17 protein-coding genes are annotated in these 16,984 nt (G+C 38.8%); 16 read left to right on the forward strand and 1 reads right to left on the reverse strand.

Annotation, left to right across the window (positions count from 1 at the left end; translation table 11 throughout):
- The first annotated feature begins 1 nt into the window (after position 1).
- The gene (locus IGK14_RS07735; RefSeq protein WP_412045723.1) at positions 2-1,534 is read left to right on the forward strand and encodes a phage portal protein; all 1,533 of its coding nucleotides are present in this window, start codon (positions 2-4) and stop codon (positions 1,532-1,534) included.
- Positions 1,527-2,342, forward strand: a complete 816-nt coding sequence (locus IGK14_RS07740; RefSeq protein WP_010748244.1) for a phage minor head protein — start codon at positions 1,527-1,529, stop codon at positions 2,340-2,342. The genes IGK14_RS07735 and IGK14_RS07740 overlap by 8 nt, the downstream gene beginning before the upstream one ends.
- On the opposite strand, the gene IGK14_RS07745 is transcribed toward IGK14_RS07740, so the two are convergent.
- The gene (locus IGK14_RS07745; protein WP_010748245.1) at positions 2,343-2,864 is read right to left on the reverse strand and encodes a hypothetical protein; all 522 of its coding nucleotides are present in this window, start codon (positions 2,862-2,864) and stop codon (positions 2,343-2,345) included.
- A gap of 49 nt (positions 2,865-2,913) precedes the next feature.
- Between IGK14_RS07745 and IGK14_RS07750 the strand changes: the two genes are divergently transcribed.
- The 14 genes from IGK14_RS07750 to IGK14_RS07815 are packed head-to-tail and all read left to right on the forward strand — an operon-like array spanning position 2,914 to position 16,973.
- Positions 2,914-3,963: an XkdF-like putative serine protease domain-containing protein gene (locus IGK14_RS07750; protein ID WP_010748246.1), complete on the forward strand. Its 1,050-nt coding sequence runs from the start codon at positions 2,914-2,916 to the stop codon at positions 3,961-3,963.
- 14 nt (positions 3,964-3,977) lie between these two features.
- A complete protein-coding gene (locus tag IGK14_RS07755; protein WP_010748247.1) occupies positions 3,978-4,916 on the forward strand; it encodes a hypothetical protein in 939 nt (312 codons plus the stop codon).
- A gap of 20 nt (positions 4,917-4,936) precedes the next feature.
- On the forward strand, positions 4,937-5,143 hold the full coding sequence (locus tag IGK14_RS07760) for a hypothetical protein (RefSeq protein ID WP_034695588.1): 207 nt from the start codon (positions 4,937-4,939) through the stop codon (positions 5,141-5,143).
- Between the two features lie 9 nt (positions 5,144-5,152).
- The gene (locus IGK14_RS07765) at positions 5,153-5,560 is read left to right on the forward strand and encodes a hypothetical protein (RefSeq protein WP_010748249.1); all 408 of its coding nucleotides are present in this window, start codon (positions 5,153-5,155) and stop codon (positions 5,558-5,560) included.
- Positions 5,550-5,894, forward strand: coding sequence for a putative minor capsid protein (locus tag IGK14_RS07770; protein ID WP_010748250.1), 345 nt, complete (start codon positions 5,550-5,552; stop codon positions 5,892-5,894). Before IGK14_RS07765 ends, IGK14_RS07770 begins: the two co-directional genes overlap by 11 nt.
- Entirely contained in the window at positions 5,891-6,220 is a 330-nt protein-coding gene (locus IGK14_RS07775; protein ID WP_010748251.1) for a hypothetical protein, read from the forward strand. Before IGK14_RS07770 ends, IGK14_RS07775 begins: the two co-directional genes overlap by 4 nt.
- On the forward strand, positions 6,220-6,654 hold the full coding sequence (locus IGK14_RS07780; protein WP_010748252.1) for a phage tail terminator protein: 435 nt from the start codon (positions 6,220-6,222) through the stop codon (positions 6,652-6,654). The genes IGK14_RS07775 and IGK14_RS07780 overlap by 1 nt, the downstream gene beginning before the upstream one ends.
- Before the next feature lie 11 nt (positions 6,655-6,665).
- Positions 6,666-7,163, forward strand: a complete 498-nt coding sequence (locus tag IGK14_RS07785; RefSeq protein WP_010748253.1) for a phage tail tube protein — start codon at positions 6,666-6,668, stop codon at positions 7,161-7,163.
- Between the two features lie 51 nt (positions 7,164-7,214).
- Positions 7,215-7,619 carry a hypothetical protein gene (locus IGK14_RS07790; protein ID WP_010748254.1) on the forward strand — a complete coding sequence of 135 codons (405 nt, stop codon included), beginning with the start codon at positions 7,215-7,217 and terminating at the stop codon, positions 7,617-7,619.
- Between the two features lie 12 nt (positions 7,620-7,631).
- Entirely contained in the window at positions 7,632-8,327 is a 696-nt protein-coding gene (locus IGK14_RS07795) for a Gp15 family bacteriophage protein (protein ID WP_142967529.1), read from the forward strand.
- Positions 8,320-11,487 carry a hypothetical protein gene (locus tag IGK14_RS07800; RefSeq protein WP_010748256.1) on the forward strand — a complete coding sequence of 1,056 codons (3,168 nt, stop codon included), beginning with the start codon at positions 8,320-8,322 and terminating at the stop codon, positions 11,485-11,487. The genes IGK14_RS07795 and IGK14_RS07800 overlap by 8 nt, the downstream gene beginning before the upstream one ends.
- 2 nt (positions 11,488-11,489) lie before the next feature.
- On the forward strand, positions 11,490-12,956 hold the full coding sequence (locus IGK14_RS07805) for a distal tail protein Dit (RefSeq protein WP_010748257.1): 1,467 nt from the start codon (positions 11,490-11,492) through the stop codon (positions 12,954-12,956).
- Positions 12,953-16,756 (forward strand): hypothetical protein, encoded by a 3,804-nt coding sequence (locus IGK14_RS07810; protein ID WP_438711982.1) that lies wholly within the window; start codon positions 12,953-12,955, stop codon positions 16,754-16,756. Before IGK14_RS07805 ends, IGK14_RS07810 begins: the two co-directional genes overlap by 4 nt.
- Before the next feature lie 13 nt (positions 16,757-16,769).
- The gene (locus tag IGK14_RS07815; protein ID WP_010748259.1) at positions 16,770-16,973 is read left to right on the forward strand and encodes a hypothetical protein; all 204 of its coding nucleotides are present in this window, start codon (positions 16,770-16,772) and stop codon (positions 16,971-16,973) included.
- Positions 16,974-16,984: the final 11 nt, after the last annotated feature.

Genomic DNA, 16,984 nt, shown 5'->3' on the forward strand with positions numbered 1-16,984 from the left:
CTTGACATCAAAAATTATTAGTGGCGGATCGTCAGGATCTGTTCCTAAAGAATATATCAAAAAGAACGTGAGCATTGAGAAGAAAAGAACTCTAAAGTTTAAGTCTGCAGGTGGTTTTGATCAAAGAAGAGATTTGACCCAATTATCTCCACCATATGATATTGCTACTTTACGATCAATCACCGATATATCTGACATTCTGAATCAATCAATTGAAGCATACGTAACGAACGTGGCTGGATTTGGTTTTGGTATACGTTACAAGGTTGACGACACCGAAGAAACAGCAGAGATGAAGGCAGAATGGAATCAATTGGATACCCTTCTCAAAGAATTATCCTTTGAACGTCCGCCGAAAGAAGTGATTGAGGAGGTCATTCGACATGTTGAAGAATGCGGGAATGGCTATATTGAAGTTATTCGTAATCTTAAAGGTGATGTTGTAGGAATTGATTCTGTAAAGCCTGAGTATATGACTGTTACTAAATTAAATAGAGTAGTAAATGCAGATGGTTCAGAAATAAAAGTCCGCTATTTTGTATTCCGTGACTCTATGGATGATTCTGCAACAGAATCTGGTACGTGGTTTAAAACTTTTGGCGACCCAACACCCTTAAACACAAACGGTAGTATTGCAGCAGAGGGAGAAGGAACTGCAACAGAAATTATTCATCTGAAAAATGGTGACTTTCAAGATCCGTATGGTAAACCTCGTTGGATTGGTCCTTTAATTAAGATTCTTGGAAATCGCAAAGCTGATGAACTGAATCATAGGTACTTCACACAAGGACGGCATATCCCACTGGCTATCACTCTAGAAAATGCCCAATTAACCGAAGAATCAGAAGCTACGTTACAAGCATATGCGAATGCTATTGGCGGAGAAGAAAATCAGCATAAGTTTTTATTGCTGGAAGCTGAGAAGGTGAGTCCGTCTGAAGAGATGATAGGGGTGGGTGAAGATAAATTCAAGCCATCTATCAATATCGAGAAATTAGCAGACATCCTGCAAAAAGATGCTTTGTTTCTTGAGTATGATGCAAACGTCATTGAATCAGTTCTTGGGGCTTTCAGATTGCCGCCAATCTATGTTGCTAGGTCAAGTGATTACACCAGAGCCACAGCTGAAACAGCCAAGGAACTTACGGAAGAACAAGTATTTCAACCCATGCGAGAATCTTACGATTGGCGTATTAATTCGCTGTTTAGGGAATATGAGTTTAAATACGTTGAAGTATTCCTAAAATCCTCCAATTTAGTGAATATGGAGGATGTGAAGGCAATTCTCACACCGGCTATCCAAGCAAATGCCGTGGCTCCAAATGATCTGAGAGATATTCTTTCTAAAGCTCTAAATAAGCCACTAGAGGCATTTGAAGGTGACGAGTACAATTATCCGTTAAAGAATCAAACAACCTCATCAGCTTTAAATCTTGATGAATTAGACGTATCCAAAGCATATGGCGAAGGAGAGGTAAGTGAAGTTGCTGCAAGTATTCGACGTATGATCCGGAGTGTGAAGGCTGATGAATGATGAAGAACTAATCAAAGCCGCTTTACAGCTAAAAAAAGAAGAAGATGAAGAATTAGCCAAGCTTTTAGAAAAAGCTGGCTTTTTGTTTGTTCCGATTTTGCTCAAGTATATTTTGCAAACCGAAGATAAGATGGATGACACGCTACAGATTGACTATGAAGAAGTCTGGGAGAAAGTACAGAAGTTCCTAGAGAAAAGGAAAAAGAAACCCACCAAGTTATCTATCAAGGTCATGCTTAGAGGAAGGTCGTTTAAATCAAATATGAAAAATAAGGTCATTCCTCAATTAAGAAAGAATTTCTTTGGATTATTTGATGAATTCAACACTAAATATGATGGACAAGAAGAATTTGATTATCGTACTAAACACTATCGGGATGTTGAAAAATGGCTTAAGAATCTGCCTAAACTTATGAATGTTACCACAGAAAATGCCATCGTTGATTTAATTCAAGAATCTTTCGATGAAGGCAAAGGAATTCGGTGGCTTGAAATAAAACTCTCATCTTTACCTGAATTCTCTCGTAATCGTGCCAGAACAACTGCGATCACTGAGGGTTTAAGGATATACTCTGGCAGCCAGTATGAAGCATTAATGCAAAACGATGCTGTTATTGGCATGACCTGGCGCCATACTCATGGCATCAAAGAACCGAGAAAAGGTCACGAGGCAATGGACGGTCAAACAATCGCTAAAGGTGAGTATTTCATCGTCAATGGCGAAAGTTGCCGTTATCCTCGTGACCCTATGTTATCTGCTAAGGAGTCAATACATTGTCATTGCTTTTTGGTGCCACAAATTGAATAATCATTTTTTCTCATTTTTACTATCTTTTTCTTTTAGTTCTATTTTCCTTAATCGGATCTCTAGATCATTTCGCTTTATTTGTTGAAGATCCATTAATGCTTTGGTTGTAAAATTAAATGTTTTACCTAAAGATGACGCAATAGATCGGATAATGATAAACCATAATATAAAAGTATCGATTGATTCAGGGAATATTTCTCTTACATAATCAATAGGTCCGCCAACTGGTTTCAAATAGCTTAAATCTTTTTCGAACTTGATAAGTGAGATTTTATCCTGTTCATTCAAAGTAGAATCTTGTTCTAACGCTTCAGAAAGGGTAACTTCATTGTTTTTAAGAAATTGAAGAATAGACATATTAGCAGCAACGATCGCTGCAAGATAAGGTTTTATATCGCTTGTTTTATCAATAGAATTAGATAAAAAAACTTTTAATTGTTCTTGGCGAAAATAAAAATCGGATGTCTTAGGTGATTCGAGTAATTCACTTAGATATTCACTGTTATAGTATTCCTGCTCCATAAAATCAGTCCTTTTATTAACAATTATAACATTGAAAGGTGGTGAGAAAATGCGAAAACTAGAAAACGTTCTTGTAACACATGTTTCATACGTGGATAAGGCAGCAAATAAGAAATCATTCTTTCTTACTAAGTCTGCCGAAGACTTAAAACCAAATTTTGAAACCGAAGTTAAGTTGGTTACTAAATCAGATGATCCACAAAAACTTGTATATGGTGTTGTTTATGAGCCTGATGTTGAAGATGTTCATGGAGATTTCATGGATGCTGACACAATCGAGAAGGCTGCACATGGATTCATGGCGGATTATCAACAAATTGACAAACAGCACGATTTCACCACGAATGCCGGAAAAGTAGTAGAGAGTTACGTTGCCCCTGTTGATATGATTATCGGCGAAACCACAATCACAAAAGGGACGTGGGTACTTGTCACTAAAGCTACTGATGAAATGTGGGAGTCGATCCAGAAAGGTGATTTTACAGGATATTCATTGGCCGGTACAGCTCAGGTCCAAGAAGTTCAGAAGCAGACTGCCGACAACTTTGAAAGAGGTAAAACTTACCGGGATGTTAATGCGGCGATCGATGCTTTCAGATCGGCCACTTGGTCAATCTTGGACAACTACACAGACAGTGATGCGGATAAAGTCGCCAGCATTCAGTCGGAAATCGGCGAGTTATCCACACTTATCGGCACAATAAATACAACTAAATCAATTAGCAAACAAGGACTAATCGAAACGGTTAAGTCCTTTTTTAGTACAAACAAATCCGAGGAGGATGAGGAAATGACAGAAGAACAGTTAAAAAAAGCACTCGGCGAAGCACTGAAACCAGTAAACGATCGTTTATCAGCTTTGGAAAAAGGCGATAAATCAGATGAAAAACCAGAAACAGCGAATTCAGAAGCTAGCGTTGAATTAGATGCTGATGCTATTGCTAAGGCTGTTTCAGAAGCTGTAGCACCTTTGAATGCGAAGATCGAGAATCTAGAAAAATCTCGAATCAGCAACAATGCAGAACAAAATTACACAGAAACAGTTGAGAAATCGGTTGTACCATCTTATGTGGACGCTGCTTTCCCAATTTCTGAATAAAGGGGGAAACACAAATGACAAACGTTTTATCGAACGAAACATTGATCAAACAAATGAACGCAATCTTGAAAGCTGGTAACAACGTTACCTTACGTGAAGACAATGCTCGAGCGTTCTTCTTAGATGCAGTTGCAACTGCAGGAACTATCGGGAAATTATTTGTCCATTTTGCCAAATCAGGTACAGGATCTTTGGATAAATTAGGTGTTAAAAAGCGTACATTGAAAAAACATCTAGGTATTAACACTGAAGATACTGGCACGGATATCAAAGAAGAAGACACAGTACCATTCTCTCTTGTTCCGGTTTACTTGGATACATGGATCGAGAACAGCAATACATTTTATACCGCTCGTACTCGTGGGCAAGATGTCCGTCAAGCGTTACTTTCACTAATGCAAGCTCAGTATGCAGCGGATTTGCAAGATCTAGCATTTAATGGGGATGAATCTTCATCTGATGCATTCGTGAAGTTAAATGATGGTTACATCAAAATGGCTAAAGCATCTGCTGAAGTTAAAGTAGAAGGTGCAAAATTGCCAACGATTCAAGAGCTAACAGCTGCAACTGCTAGAATTGAACCAAAATATTTGCGTCAAGGAACATTTAAGTTCTTTATGTCTCAAGCGACAGCAACAAACTATGTTGTTGAATTACAAAATCGAAATACTGCTTTGGGTGATGCAGTGCTCGTGGATGGTGCTCTACGCAATATTGGCGGATTTGGCGTCGAAGTTGTCGAGTCTATGGAAAACAACGTAATTCTGTTTACTCCATACGAAAACCTAGCTGTAGTTTCTGGTTTAACTGTTACATTGACAACTGCTGCTCAAGACAGTCGTGCCGTTGCAAAACAGGCAACATATCACTTCATGCTTGATGATATTGACTTCATCATTCGTGAACCTAAAGCACTAGCTTACTTCGGTATTGACGCTACTCCAGAAGGATAAGAAAGGTAACGGTGAAAAACATGGCAAAATACAACGTTTTAAAAAAATTCCGTGATAAAGAAACTAAAGAAGTTTATGAAGCAGGGACGGTCATTGATATGACCGTTAAACGTGCTGAAGAAGTTTCTGTAAATCTAGATGATTCTTTCTTAGAACGTGCTGAAGAAAAGAAAGATGACAAGAAAGCCGGCAAAGACGACCAGAAGGAAGACAAAAAAGAAAAGTAGGTGAAGATCATGTCTGAACCTTATGTTGATGAAGTCTTTTATAAGGATGATTACGAGGGAACGCCTGTTGAAGCTGGGAACTTCTCTCGTCTATCCAAAAGGGCTTCGGACATTATTGACTCTTTGACAGATTATCAAGTGCCTAAAATCGGTTTGGATAAATTTTCCGAACATGTACAGCTGCTGATAAAAAAAGCTTGTTGTGCTCAAATTGAATACTATCAAGTTGAAGGTATAGATCTTGATGTTACAGGAAATACTTTGAGCGGTCAAAGCGCTTCTATCGGCGGGTTTAGCTATTCTAGCGCAACAACGTCAACGAGTAAGCAAGCCAATCGGGTCGCTCCAAATTGTCTTTCATATCTAGAGGGAACCGGTCTTTTGAGAAAAAGGAGTGTGAGGATCGGTGTCATTTAAGCCAATACCTAAACACTTGTTGATTCATGAGGTTATCTATCAGGCTCCAAAGCCTGATGATGATGGCTCAATGGGAAGTGGTGAACTACCTAACCCACAGAAGATTGAACATGTGAGGTTTACTCCTAAGCGAAAAAGAATTATAAAAACGGATAATACAGAGGTTTTGACTAACGGCATTTTGTACGTCGATGCTGTTAATTCAAAACCTTTTGTAAATCCTAGCGAGGATGGAACAATTACATTTCAAAACCGCAAACTAAAAATCGTTGAATGCTATGAGGTTTTCACGGACCAGTTAGATCCACATCATATTGAGGTGATGTTGCAATGAGCGGGAGATTTGAAGGTAATTTCGATCGTATTGAGAGAGCTATCGAATCCGCTCTCAATCCGACCGCAATCGCATTTGCTAAAGCGGCTAATCAGTATGTTAAAAAAGACACTGGGGCAACCGAAGCTAGTGTTTGGGTTGATAGTGATTTCCCAAAAGGAAAACTGGTATGGGGTACAGAGTATGCTGGGTACGCATATTATAGGGGAACTCCATCTAAAAACCACAATCCTCAAGCATCCATACGGTGGGCTGAGGTTGCGAAAGCTCAAGATATGGATGAAGTACTGAATGTGGCAGAAAAAGCAATTAAGGAGGCTCTGTGATGGATTTATTTGCACGAATTGCTGATCACTTACGCTTATTAGAACTTGAAACACCAAGAGTAACAAGCACTGGGAAGCAAATCATTCAAGAAGACAAACCTCCTCAGCACAATGAACGAGATTTATCTATACAAGGGATTGCATCCGGACAAGGACAGCAGGACTTGGCTAGAAACAGGCAAATTCCGTTCATGGTTCAAATCATTATCAAAAACACAAACCAATCACAAGCTTTTAATGATGCTTGGAAGATTGCAGATAGCTTTGATAAATTGCCAAGAAAAGAAAATGGTGAATGGGTCACACTTCGCTCGAGTGATGGCTCATTTTTGTTTGATTCGAGTGAAGTTTACACACAGCCTAGAAATTTAGGAATTCAAGAACATGATGCATATCTTTATGTACTAACTGTTCGATTAAATATAAGTAAATAGGAGGAAATTTCATGAAAATGAATTTACAGTATTTTGCAGCTGGTGAAGGCTATTCACCTAACTGGATGAACAAATATGAAATCGGTGTAGCTGCAACGGTTGGTGAAAACGGAAAACTTGTGCCACCTACGACCGTTCACGAGCTAGCAGATGGTATTCAGGAAGCAACACCTTCACAAGATGAATCATCTGAAACATATGAATATTACGGTGATAAAGGTGGATCAAACACCGATATCACAAGAGTTACCGGTGTTTATGCTTTTACTGGTCACCGAAAATATGCCACTGATGCAGCTCAAGAATTTGTACGCGATCGTTTAAATAAAGCTGGACAAGATCGAATTGTATTTTTCCGTCATACTGAACCAGATGGCCGAGTAATTCAAGGTAATGCTACCTTGTCAGGTATCGTCCATACCGGTGGGGGACCAAACAACCGTGGTAACTTTGAAATGCAAGTATCTTTCAATGGTGTTCCAGAGGACACAAAACTCCCAGAAGGCTAGTCATTGTACTAGCCTTTTTCTTTTACATAAAAAAATTAGGAGGAAATACAAATGTCAAAAAACAATTTAATCGAAGTAGGTTTTAAAAAGCAGGTTCAACCAGTAAGAATTGCGGGTTTAGATTTCGGAATCAAAACAGGTAAGAAATATCGTGATCAGTATTTGTCAGAATTACCCAAAATGCTTGAATTTATTCAAAAGCAAGAAAAGGTTATCAAAACCGCTTCTGAATCAGGTGATTACGAAGCAGTCGTTGAAGCTAATGATAAAGTTGAGTCCGTTGTCAAAGACGTTATTGATTTAGTGCTGGGTGAAGGATCGTTCGATAAGCTGATGGATGCTGCAGATGATGAAATTGATTTGGTTGTCGGAGCATTCCTTGAAGTTGCTGACCAGTATAAAAAGCTTCAAACAAAACAAAAAGCCCAATCCTATATCGATGGTAAAAAGAAATAGAGGTGATGCTTTATGGCATTATCTCTTGCTTGGGGTATTGATGATTCGGTCGTAATCAATGAAAACACTTATGAATTAAATCTAGAATTTTCTCGTGTTCTACGATGGTACGAAATGTGGAAAGATCCCGAATTATCTAAAGAAGGAAAAGTACTATATTCCATTATCTTAATTTTATCCCATGATTGGGCGGAAGAACTTCCCGAAACGATTGAAGAATTAGCAGAAATTATTCCGCAAGATGATTTAATTCCATTATCAAACGCTATCATTAAAAGGATTGCCGGGGATCAATTTGAAAGCACAACAGTCAAACGTGATTTAAAAGGAAATATTTTAGAGGACGAGGAAAAGAAGTGGTATGAATTTGAACAGGATTCTGGCTACATCTATTCCTCTTTTTTGATGGATTATGGGATGGATTTGATGGTGGAAAGAAGCAAGGGAACACTGCATTGGGATAAGTTTAACCATTTATTAGCTGGTTTGTCTGAGAATACCAAGTTTAAAAATGTCATCAAGATTCGCATGATGGAATACCCAGAAAAAGCCACACCAGATGAAATTGAAGAAATAAGAAAAGCAAAATTAGCGGTAGCTTTGAAAGAAGATCGAGCAAACTTGGAATTTGAAATGATGGATCTTAAGCAAAAACGTGAATACATGTTGAAAAAACAAGAAGAAAGAGGTGAGGTGAAGGATGAATGATGGTTCCGTAATCATTGATGTCGAATTTAATACCGACAAAGCACGAAAGCAGTATCAAAATTTTGGTAATGAAGCGGCTCAACAGTTAGACAACAAGATTGGAAAGTCCAAAGCCTTCAACTCACTTTCTGAACAATCTGTTGAGTTTGCCAAAAAAGCTAGCTTGAGCATTTTAGCTGTAGGTACTGCTGTTGCCGGTTTTTCAATTAAATCAGCAGCTGATATGCAAGCTATGGATGCGCAGTTCTCACAAGTATTCGGCAATTTGGAAAAGAATGCTCAAAGTAGCATTGATTCAATCTCTAAAGAAACAAATATTCTGCCTAATCGTTTGAAACCCGCCTTCACTTCTATGGCAGCATTTGCAAAAACCACTGGGATGGATACAGCAGATGCATTAGATTTAACTAGCCGAGCAACTAAAGCGGCAGCCGACAGCGCTGCTTTTTATGATAAATCAATTGGCGAAGTCTCTGAGAGTTTACAGTCGTATTTAAAAGGAAACTACGAAAACGATGCAGCACTTGGGATTTCATCTACTGAAACAACACGAAATGCAGCTGCAAATAAGCTTTACGGCAAATCATTTAACGACTTATCCGAAGCCCAGAAGCAGTTAACGCTTTTGCAAATGGTTGAGGATGGTAACAAGTTATCAGGAGCATTAGGACAAGCTGCACGTGAAGGTGGCGGTCTAGAGAACGTTATCGGAAATATGAAACAAGCCTTCACGGATTTAGGGGCAGCTTTTGGTGCGCCGTTGCTTGATCCATTTCTTGCAATTGTTCAAAAAATTAGTGGAGCGATGGCAAAACTAGCAGAAGTGTTTAGAGAAAATCCTGCGCTTGTATATGTTGTTGTAGGTGCAGTAACAACTCTTGCGGCTGCTTTAGGTGCTGCTTATTTAGCAGCTAACAATTTTGCAAAGCTAAAAGCAATAATGTCTGGTGTGAAAGCTGGTTTTTTAGCATTAACAAGCCCAGTCGCGCTAATTGTTCTAGCAATCGGCGCACTAATTACAGCCTTTGTTTATTTTTATAAAACCAGTGAGACATTTAGGGCGAAAGTTGATGCTATGATTAGTAGTCTCAAGCAGTTTATGGTTCCTTTAGGTGATGTGGCAAGAGGTATAAAGATTTTCTTTGATCTCCTAAAAACAGTTTTATCTGGTAATGCTTTACCGGCTGAAATGGAGAAGTTAAGAAGTTCTTTTACAAAAATGTTTCCAGAATCTTTATGGAACAGTATGACACAATTTGCTTGGAAAATTAATGATATCAAATTAGCTATTAAAGCAATTGCTGGAATTGCCACAGGATCAATTACATCATTCGATCAATTAGAGGAAACTTTAGGCGGAGCATTTGGAGAATCAGGAACAAAAAAAATTAAAGCTATCGGAGAATCAATTAAATCATTAATTGATTGGTTCAAAAATTTGGTCAGCCCCGTAAAATCGGCAGCAGATAGTTTTGACGTTGTAAATATAGCATTCGCCATTTTGAAATCAGTTGTGTTAGCTATGCTAGGTCCGATAGGTTTAGCAATAAAAGCATTTGAATTGATAGCCAAAGTAATTGGTGGAGGAGATACATCAAAAGGCATTCAGAAAATAATGTCAGGTTTCGATTCCTTAGCGACTGGTTTGCAAAAAAATGGGCCTAAAATTGGGCAATCTGCTGGTAAAGCAATTGAAGGAATTCTCTCTGCTATTGCTTCTGCATTACCTGGTATTATCTCAGGAGGATTGCAAATAGTTGCTGCTATTGTATCTGGAATTGCACAAGGTCTACCTTCACTAGCAATGTCTGCCAGTCAACTAATTATGGCGTTCACCGCAGCTATGCTTATTCTAGTACCGCAAATCGCTTTATCAGCAATCATTGTGGCTTTATTAGCAGCTTTAACAGCAGGGTTACCACAAATCATTGTTGCTGGTGGAGCTTTGATTTTGGCTTTACTGGATGGCATCACTGAGCAACTACCAGCCCTGATAGAATCGGCGGCGACTTTGATAGTAACATGGTTAACTGCATTGACAGAGCATGTTCCAGAAATAGTTGTAGCTGGGATGTCTCTAATAATTGCTATTCTTGATGGTATTGCCCAAAAGCTTCCAGATCTAGTAGCTGCTGTTGGCACACTGATTGTGACGTTCCTTACAGCATTATCAGGACAGTTGCCAAGTATTGTATCTGCAGGAGCGGACCTTTTAATTAATTTCTTGAATGGTTTAGCTTCCAAGATGCCTGATATCGTTTCTGCAGCTCTTAATCTAATTGTTCAGTTCATAAATGGATTGGCTTCAAAAGCTCAAGATGTAATTAATGCAGGTGTAAATCTAATTGTTCAAATTTTAAAAGGTATTGCTAACAACATTGATCGAATCGTCAGTGCAGGTATGGATATTGTAGATGCCACTGTTAGAGGGATCCTAAGAGCACAGGATCGATTATTTAAAGCCGGTATTACATTGGTAAATGGGCTAGCTAATAATATTCGTAATAACCAATCAGCTATGAGAGAGGCAGGCGCCAATCTATTAAACGCTTTAATCGGCGCATTACCAGGTGGTGCGTTGATTAACAATGGTATTGCATTGGTTGATGGTTTATTAAGTGGATTGATGTCTGGATTTGAGAATGTAAAAAGAACTGTATCCGGATGGGCGGATACGATAGCAAGTTTAAAAGGACCTATTCCATATGATAAAAAAGTTCTTATTGAAAATGGGTTAGCCTTAGTTAGTGGCTTAAAAGAAGGACTTATAAACGGTTTTTCTGAAGTTAAGTCAGATGTCTCTACATGGGCTAATGAGTTGCAAAAGGGTATAGAATCCGAGTTTGATTCAAACTATTTTAACGATTTAGTAGCAAATATACCTAGTAAAATACCAGCAATGGATGCATTGATTAATGGAAGACTGGCACCAGAACTTGCTTCAGGTGTTTCAAAAGCCAATGCAATTGATCCTGCAAACCAAATCATTAAAAATATATTTAATAAACAAGACACACAAAATTCAAAACCCGATTACATTGTATTAAAAAATACTATCGAAACAGATGGAAAAGCTTGGGCAGAACAAACTGCTGTTTTCACCAAGGAAGAATTAGATCAGCAATCCTATATTCAGAGAGTCGCAAGGAGGTATGAGTAATTATGCTACAAGTTTTTTTTGATGGTTATGATATCACCGAGTATTTATCAGTTTTGAGCGATTTTCAAAGAAATCTAGGTGCTGAGAGAGAAGTCAAACTCGCAAAAACTGGAGATGGTGTGAAGGGAAAAGAATATTTAACTACTTCATACAATGAAAATACTATACCAATGCCGTTTATTTTAAGATATGACTTAATCTCAAAAAGACGAGCACTTGCGGGAATCCTTAACGTAAAAGAACCCAAAAAGCTTGTTTTCATGGATGAACCAAACAAATATTATTGGGCTTTACCTTCAGGGGACACAAAAGTATCTGAAAAATCTTTTATCGGTAAGGGGACAATTAACTGGATTGTCCCCGATGGTATTTCCCACTCATCAACAATTAAGCCTATTAATGCAGAATTGAATGATGAGGGAGTTTGGGAATTTGAAATCAATAATGAAGGAACAGAAGAAGTAGCTGTTGACTATCACATCAAACTCAAAAAAGAGAGTGGTTTCATTGGCCTAATCTCTGAACATGGGGTGATGCAGTTCGGAAAGATTGAGGAGATAGACGGTTATGACGATACTAAAACGAAGGAAATTTTAAGTTCTGCTCCTTCATTTTCAAATTGGACGCGAACGATACAAAAAAATCTGGAAAACCCAATCAATGCGATCAATGGTTCTCTAAGATTCAGTACTTATAATGGAAAACAGATAATCACACTTGATAAAGTCGGATCTGGATTAAATTGGCACGGAGGAGTGTTAGACGTTCGCTTTGCAGCTGATTCTAATGGTGAACTTGGGTCAGACAATTGGTATCTGTACTCAGAAATCGGGTTTGAAGCTTTCTTGTACGATCAATCAGGAGCAATCACACTTTGCTTTTTTGATGAAAATGAAGAAGCAGTTTTTTCTTTCGTGGTTTGGAAAAATACAGTCACGAGTTACACTTCTATTGCGAGTTGGGGAGTACCTGGCAAAGCAATGGGATCAACATCGTTCATAGCAAGCAGTGATGCAGTCAACCCTTTTCGTCAAGATAAAGGGTATTTTTCGATCACCAAAATTGGAAGTTCTATTGAGGTATTTTTACTAGGGAAAAAATTTAGATCTGAAAACACCGACCTGCTCAACAAAAAAGTGGTGGGGTGCCAAGTTTTTATTGGCCAACATGGTAATCGAATTATTAATGAGAAATACGTATCGATGCTATTTCTCAAGAAATTTGTTTTTCAGAAACTAAATATCGTTAAATGGATTGATCTTGTCAATCGTTATGCAGCCAACTCAGATATTTATATTAACGGGACTGAAACGAAACTTTATGTAGATAATCTCCCGCAAGGGAAAGATGAAGTGAAAGGTACGAAATGGTTTAAAGTTCCGCCTGGCAAAACAAAAGTTCAACTCGCATTATCCAGTTTTGCCGAATTGGAATCCGCAACAGCAGAAATAAGGGAGGCTTGGGTATGACAACTGAAAACGTGCGTATTGCAGTAAGAGATGCCCATGACAGTGAAACCCTAACCTATATGGACAATTCTGCTGTCGGAGCCATTCACTTTGATAAAGCTGACCTGACAAGATTTTTCGAGGGAGATACGACAGCGTTAGTCATGCGTATAAACAACAAACATCCTGAAGCCTCGTTTGTTACCGTTGGGAATAAACTTTCCTTTGTATATAAAAACCGTGATTATTGGCTAAATATCAGCCAAACAGGCAGAGATGGTTATTACAAAGAACTTGTCGCTTTTTCACTTACATGGGAGCTATACAAAGAAAAAATGCCCGCTTATACTTCGCCAAAAGCGATGACGATTGCGGAAATAATCAAAGTAATTGATTCCGAAGGAACTCTTGAAATCGGGATTAACGAAATGCCAGATAAAAAGATGGTTTTTAGCTGGGATGGCATTCAGAATAAAAAAGATCGCTTATATTCAGCTGCTAATCAGATTGGCGCAGAACTTGGTTTAGTTACTGAGACAAACGATGATTATTCTCTAAAACGTCATGTGATCAATATTTATAAAGAACACACTGATACCCATCAAGGATTAGGTCAAGATAAACGTGAAACAACTCTACGAGTAGGAAAAGAGTTAAAAGTAATCAATCAAAAAGATTCTGCTGACGAGTTTTATACAGCTATTCGTGCTAATGGAAAAGATGGGCTTTCAATCGTAAATCTCGAATTTGAAGAACGTGATGCTGATGGAAACATTCTGTATTTCAGTAAAAAAGGCGATAACGGTATCCGAGCTTTGCAGGCAAGAAATAAAATTCCGTCAAACACTAACAAAAAAGATGATGGGTATTTATTTGATGATCGAGGAGAAACAGAATATACCACCGTTGAAGCTTTAAAAGGGTACATGCTTTCTGAGTTAAAAAAAATAAGTCAGATCAAGGTTGATTATGAAACACAAGGATATTTTGACAGTGATCCAGGAGATACGTTCTCATTAGAAGATTCAGTTTACTATAATCCACCCCTTTATCTTGAAGCCAGGGTTTATGAGCAGACCGAGTCTCTTGTATTAGGTGTGACATCTAGTGATCGGACAACGTTTACTAACTTTGTTCAAAAAGAATCCGAAATCAGTAATGATTTGCTTGCTCGAATGCGAAAACTAATCGAAGCAAATAAAGTCTTTACTTATGAAATCATCACTAGTGATGGAGTGACTTTCAAAAATGGATTCGGCAGTACCACATTAACTGCTCGTGTTAGAGATGGTATCAAGGATGTAACAGATACCTTTAGTCTGAAATGGTATAAAGATGGCACTTTGTTTTCAAATACCAAGACAGTGACGATCAATGCTGCAGATATCGAAGAAAAGGCAGTCTTTCGTTTTGAAGTAGCAGACGATTCGGGGAATGTGCGGGGTGGCGTTGAGGTGACAGTTACCAATATCGATGATGGTAAAAAAGGAGAACCAGGCGAAACATACCATCCGCATAAAGCATGGATGATGGCAGACGGTACCTTTACCAAGGTTTATCCGAATGAGAATTTGTTTAGAAATTCGGAATCACCTAATGCTATTGCTTATGCTGGAGCGACCTCAACTAAGACTGCCAACGTATCAGTTCCAGAATGGAATGCCGCGACAGCTGTAAAATATGCAATCAGTGGTGGTACTTCGACTATAGCCTGTACGATGCCAGCTGGAAGTATGACCACTGCTGGGGTAAAAGAGAATTACGATATTTCTATTTATATTAAGAATACAGGTACAGTAGATTTTAATATAGGTGGCAATATCACTACTTCAACAAGAATTGAAGCAGGTGAAGCTAAATGGGTTACTTTCTTAGCTAAAGACTACTCGCACCCTACTGGGGCAGCTAGGCAATTTTCCATTACAAGATTGTCAGTAGGAGCTGCTATTGAATTTATTGTATGGAGAGCTAAGTTTGCATATGGAACCTACAACTCTATTTGGACCCCAAGACCAGATGAAGACTACGAAAATGCCTATCCAAAATACGAAGGATTCTATTCAGATACGAATCAAGTTGGGTCTGATAATCCTGACGATTACAAACCATGGACACCATTCATGGGGCCTCAAGGACCAGCAGGAGAAGATGGTAAGGATGGCTCTGACGGTAAGGACGGGGCAAATGGTCAAGATGCAAAAGAAGTAATCAGTGGGTATCTTTCAAATGATTCCATTATAGTACCTGCTAATGCATCTGGCACAGTAACTGACTTCACGAAAGCTTTGGGAGATTTTATTATCTACGAGGGACAAACTAAAGTTTCATCTGGTGTGACGTATTCGAAGGTTTCTGAAACAGGTATGACGAGCACGATCAATTCAGCGGGGCGTTATACAGTCACTGCTTTGTCAGCTGATGTTGGAACGGCAACATATCAAGCGGTATACAAATCTGTGTCGATTCAAAAAATAATGATTGTCGTGAAGAACAAGCAAGGAGCCACAGGTCCAGCCGGAACAAACGGAACTGATGGAAAAGGAATCGTGTCCAGCGCTACTACCTATCAGGCTGGTACATCTGGCACAACACCGCCTACAGGAACATGGAGTGTTTCAATACCTAGTGTTTCCGAGAATCAGTACCTTTGGACGAGGGTTGTTCTTACTTACTCTGATAACACAAATTCAACTGCTTATTCTGTTGGTAAGATGGGAGCAAAGGGGGAGACAGGCGCTACTGGATCCACAGGAGCAACAGGTAATGGGATTAAAAGTACAACTATCAATTTTGCTAGTTCTAATAGTGGGACAACAGCGCCTAGTAGTGGGTGGACCACATCAATTCCTACGGTTGCTGCTGGAAACTTTTTATGGACAAGGACAGTGTTAACTTTCACAGATAATACATCAAACACTTCATACACTGTTGCAAAACAAGGTGAAAAAGGTGACCCGACTGGCATCATCAGTCAAGCAACAGTGCCAACTAATCCTTATGTTGGTATGCTTTGGCAAAACACAGGTGCAAGTGGGTACATTATCGGTGCGACTTATCAATGGAATGGCAGCAAGTTTAACCTATATATTTTTACAGCAGATAATATAGTTGCTACGACCTTATCTGCCATCACTGCAAACCTAGGAACTATTACAGCAGGTACTATCAATGGGGTTACCATCAACAGTTCTGAGTTTGTCAATCCTTATACTAGACAGTACAATGACGGAACTTTTGCACAAGGTACGCAGAGGATTGGTTCGGCAGAGCTTTACAACTCAGGAGTGATTAAGAACTCTCAGGGAGTTACTACTCAATCCTACGAGACTATCTTTAGTCATCAACTTGTATCTATGACTCGATATACTGGAGACAAAGTAGGAGATGCTAACTCACTTATCTCATCTGCTTCTCTATCATTTGATAGACTTACTTTAAATGACCGTCAAAATGGTTTTTCTGGACAGCTTACGGCTCAACAACTGACATCAGTTCCTTGGGTAAATATTCCGTTAGCAAGTGGCTACATAACCATTGAAGGAGCTACTCCTCAGTACCGTAGAATCCAATTACTTGATGGATCATATGAAGTCCAATTGAGAGGTCGTGTGGGACCATCTAGTGGGAATTTTGATTTAACCGGACGAAGAATCGGTTCGATTCCTTATGCTGCTTCAATGCTTGAACTTTTTTTATGTGGGGCAAATTCTGGTCGATCTGGTCGTATACAAGTAGAATTAAATGGTGATTTGATGGTAGCTTCCGCAGACAGTGGTGTGACTTATATCTCACTATCAGGGATTAGATTTGTTAGTCTATAGGGGAGGTGAAACGATGAATATTGCAAGTATTACATTTAATTATGACTCGCAAAAACAAGTAAAGGGATACACTATTTATGTCGACGGAAAGGCAGGAGATGTACAGTCTTTTTCTGGCCAAGTGAATATTGGGAAAGATGAATTGGATCTATCTTTCATTCTGAATCTAGTTCAGGAAAAAATCGGAGAAACATTTACGAAAGAGCAACCAGAATAGGTTGCTCTTTT

The sequence above is a fragment of the Enterococcus sp. DIV0970a genome, from assembly GCF_051711265.1.
In the GTDB taxonomy this organism is placed as follows: Bacteria; Bacillota; Bacilli; order Lactobacillales; family Enterococcaceae; genus Enterococcus_D; species Enterococcus_D casseliflavus.

Bases quoted from the DNA above. Each gene is read 5' to 3' on its own strand.
- IGK14_RS07740 (WP_010748244.1), top strand. From the start codon at position 1,527: ATGAATGATGAAGAACTAATCAAAGCCGCTTTACAGCTAAAAAAAGAA.
- IGK14_RS07745 (WP_010748245.1), bottom strand. From the start codon at position 2,864: ATGGAGCAGGAATACTATAACAGTGAATATCTAAGTGAATTACTCGAA.
- IGK14_RS07750 (WP_010748246.1), top strand. From the start codon at position 2,914: ATGCGAAAACTAGAAAACGTTCTTGTAACACATGTTTCATACGTGGAT.
- IGK14_RS07755 (WP_010748247.1), top strand. From the start codon at position 3,978: ATGACAAACGTTTTATCGAACGAAACATTGATCAAACAAATGAACGCA.
- IGK14_RS07760 (WP_034695588.1), top strand. From the start codon at position 4,937: ATGGCAAAATACAACGTTTTAAAAAAATTCCGTGATAAAGAAACTAAA.
- IGK14_RS07765 (WP_010748249.1), top strand. From the start codon at position 5,153: ATGTCTGAACCTTATGTTGATGAAGTCTTTTATAAGGATGATTACGAG.
- IGK14_RS07775 (WP_010748251.1), top strand. From the start codon at position 5,891: ATGAGCGGGAGATTTGAAGGTAATTTCGATCGTATTGAGAGAGCTATC.
- IGK14_RS07780 (WP_010748252.1), top strand. From the start codon at position 6,220: ATGGATTTATTTGCACGAATTGCTGATCACTTACGCTTATTAGAACTT.
- IGK14_RS07785 (WP_010748253.1), top strand. From the start codon at position 6,666: ATGAAAATGAATTTACAGTATTTTGCAGCTGGTGAAGGCTATTCACCT.
- IGK14_RS07790 (WP_010748254.1), top strand. From the start codon at position 7,215: ATGTCAAAAAACAATTTAATCGAAGTAGGTTTTAAAAAGCAGGTTCAA.
- IGK14_RS07795 (WP_142967529.1), top strand. From the start codon at position 7,632: ATGGCATTATCTCTTGCTTGGGGTATTGATGATTCGGTCGTAATCAAT.
- IGK14_RS07800 (WP_010748256.1), top strand. From the start codon at position 8,320: ATGAATGATGGTTCCGTAATCATTGATGTCGAATTTAATACCGACAAA.
- IGK14_RS07805 (WP_010748257.1), top strand. From the start codon at position 11,490: ATGCTACAAGTTTTTTTTGATGGTTATGATATCACCGAGTATTTATCA.
- IGK14_RS07810 (WP_438711982.1), top strand. From the start codon at position 12,953: ATGACAACTGAAAACGTGCGTATTGCAGTAAGAGATGCCCATGACAGT.
- IGK14_RS07815 (WP_010748259.1), top strand. From the start codon at position 16,770: ATGAATATTGCAAGTATTACATTTAATTATGACTCGCAAAAACAAGTA.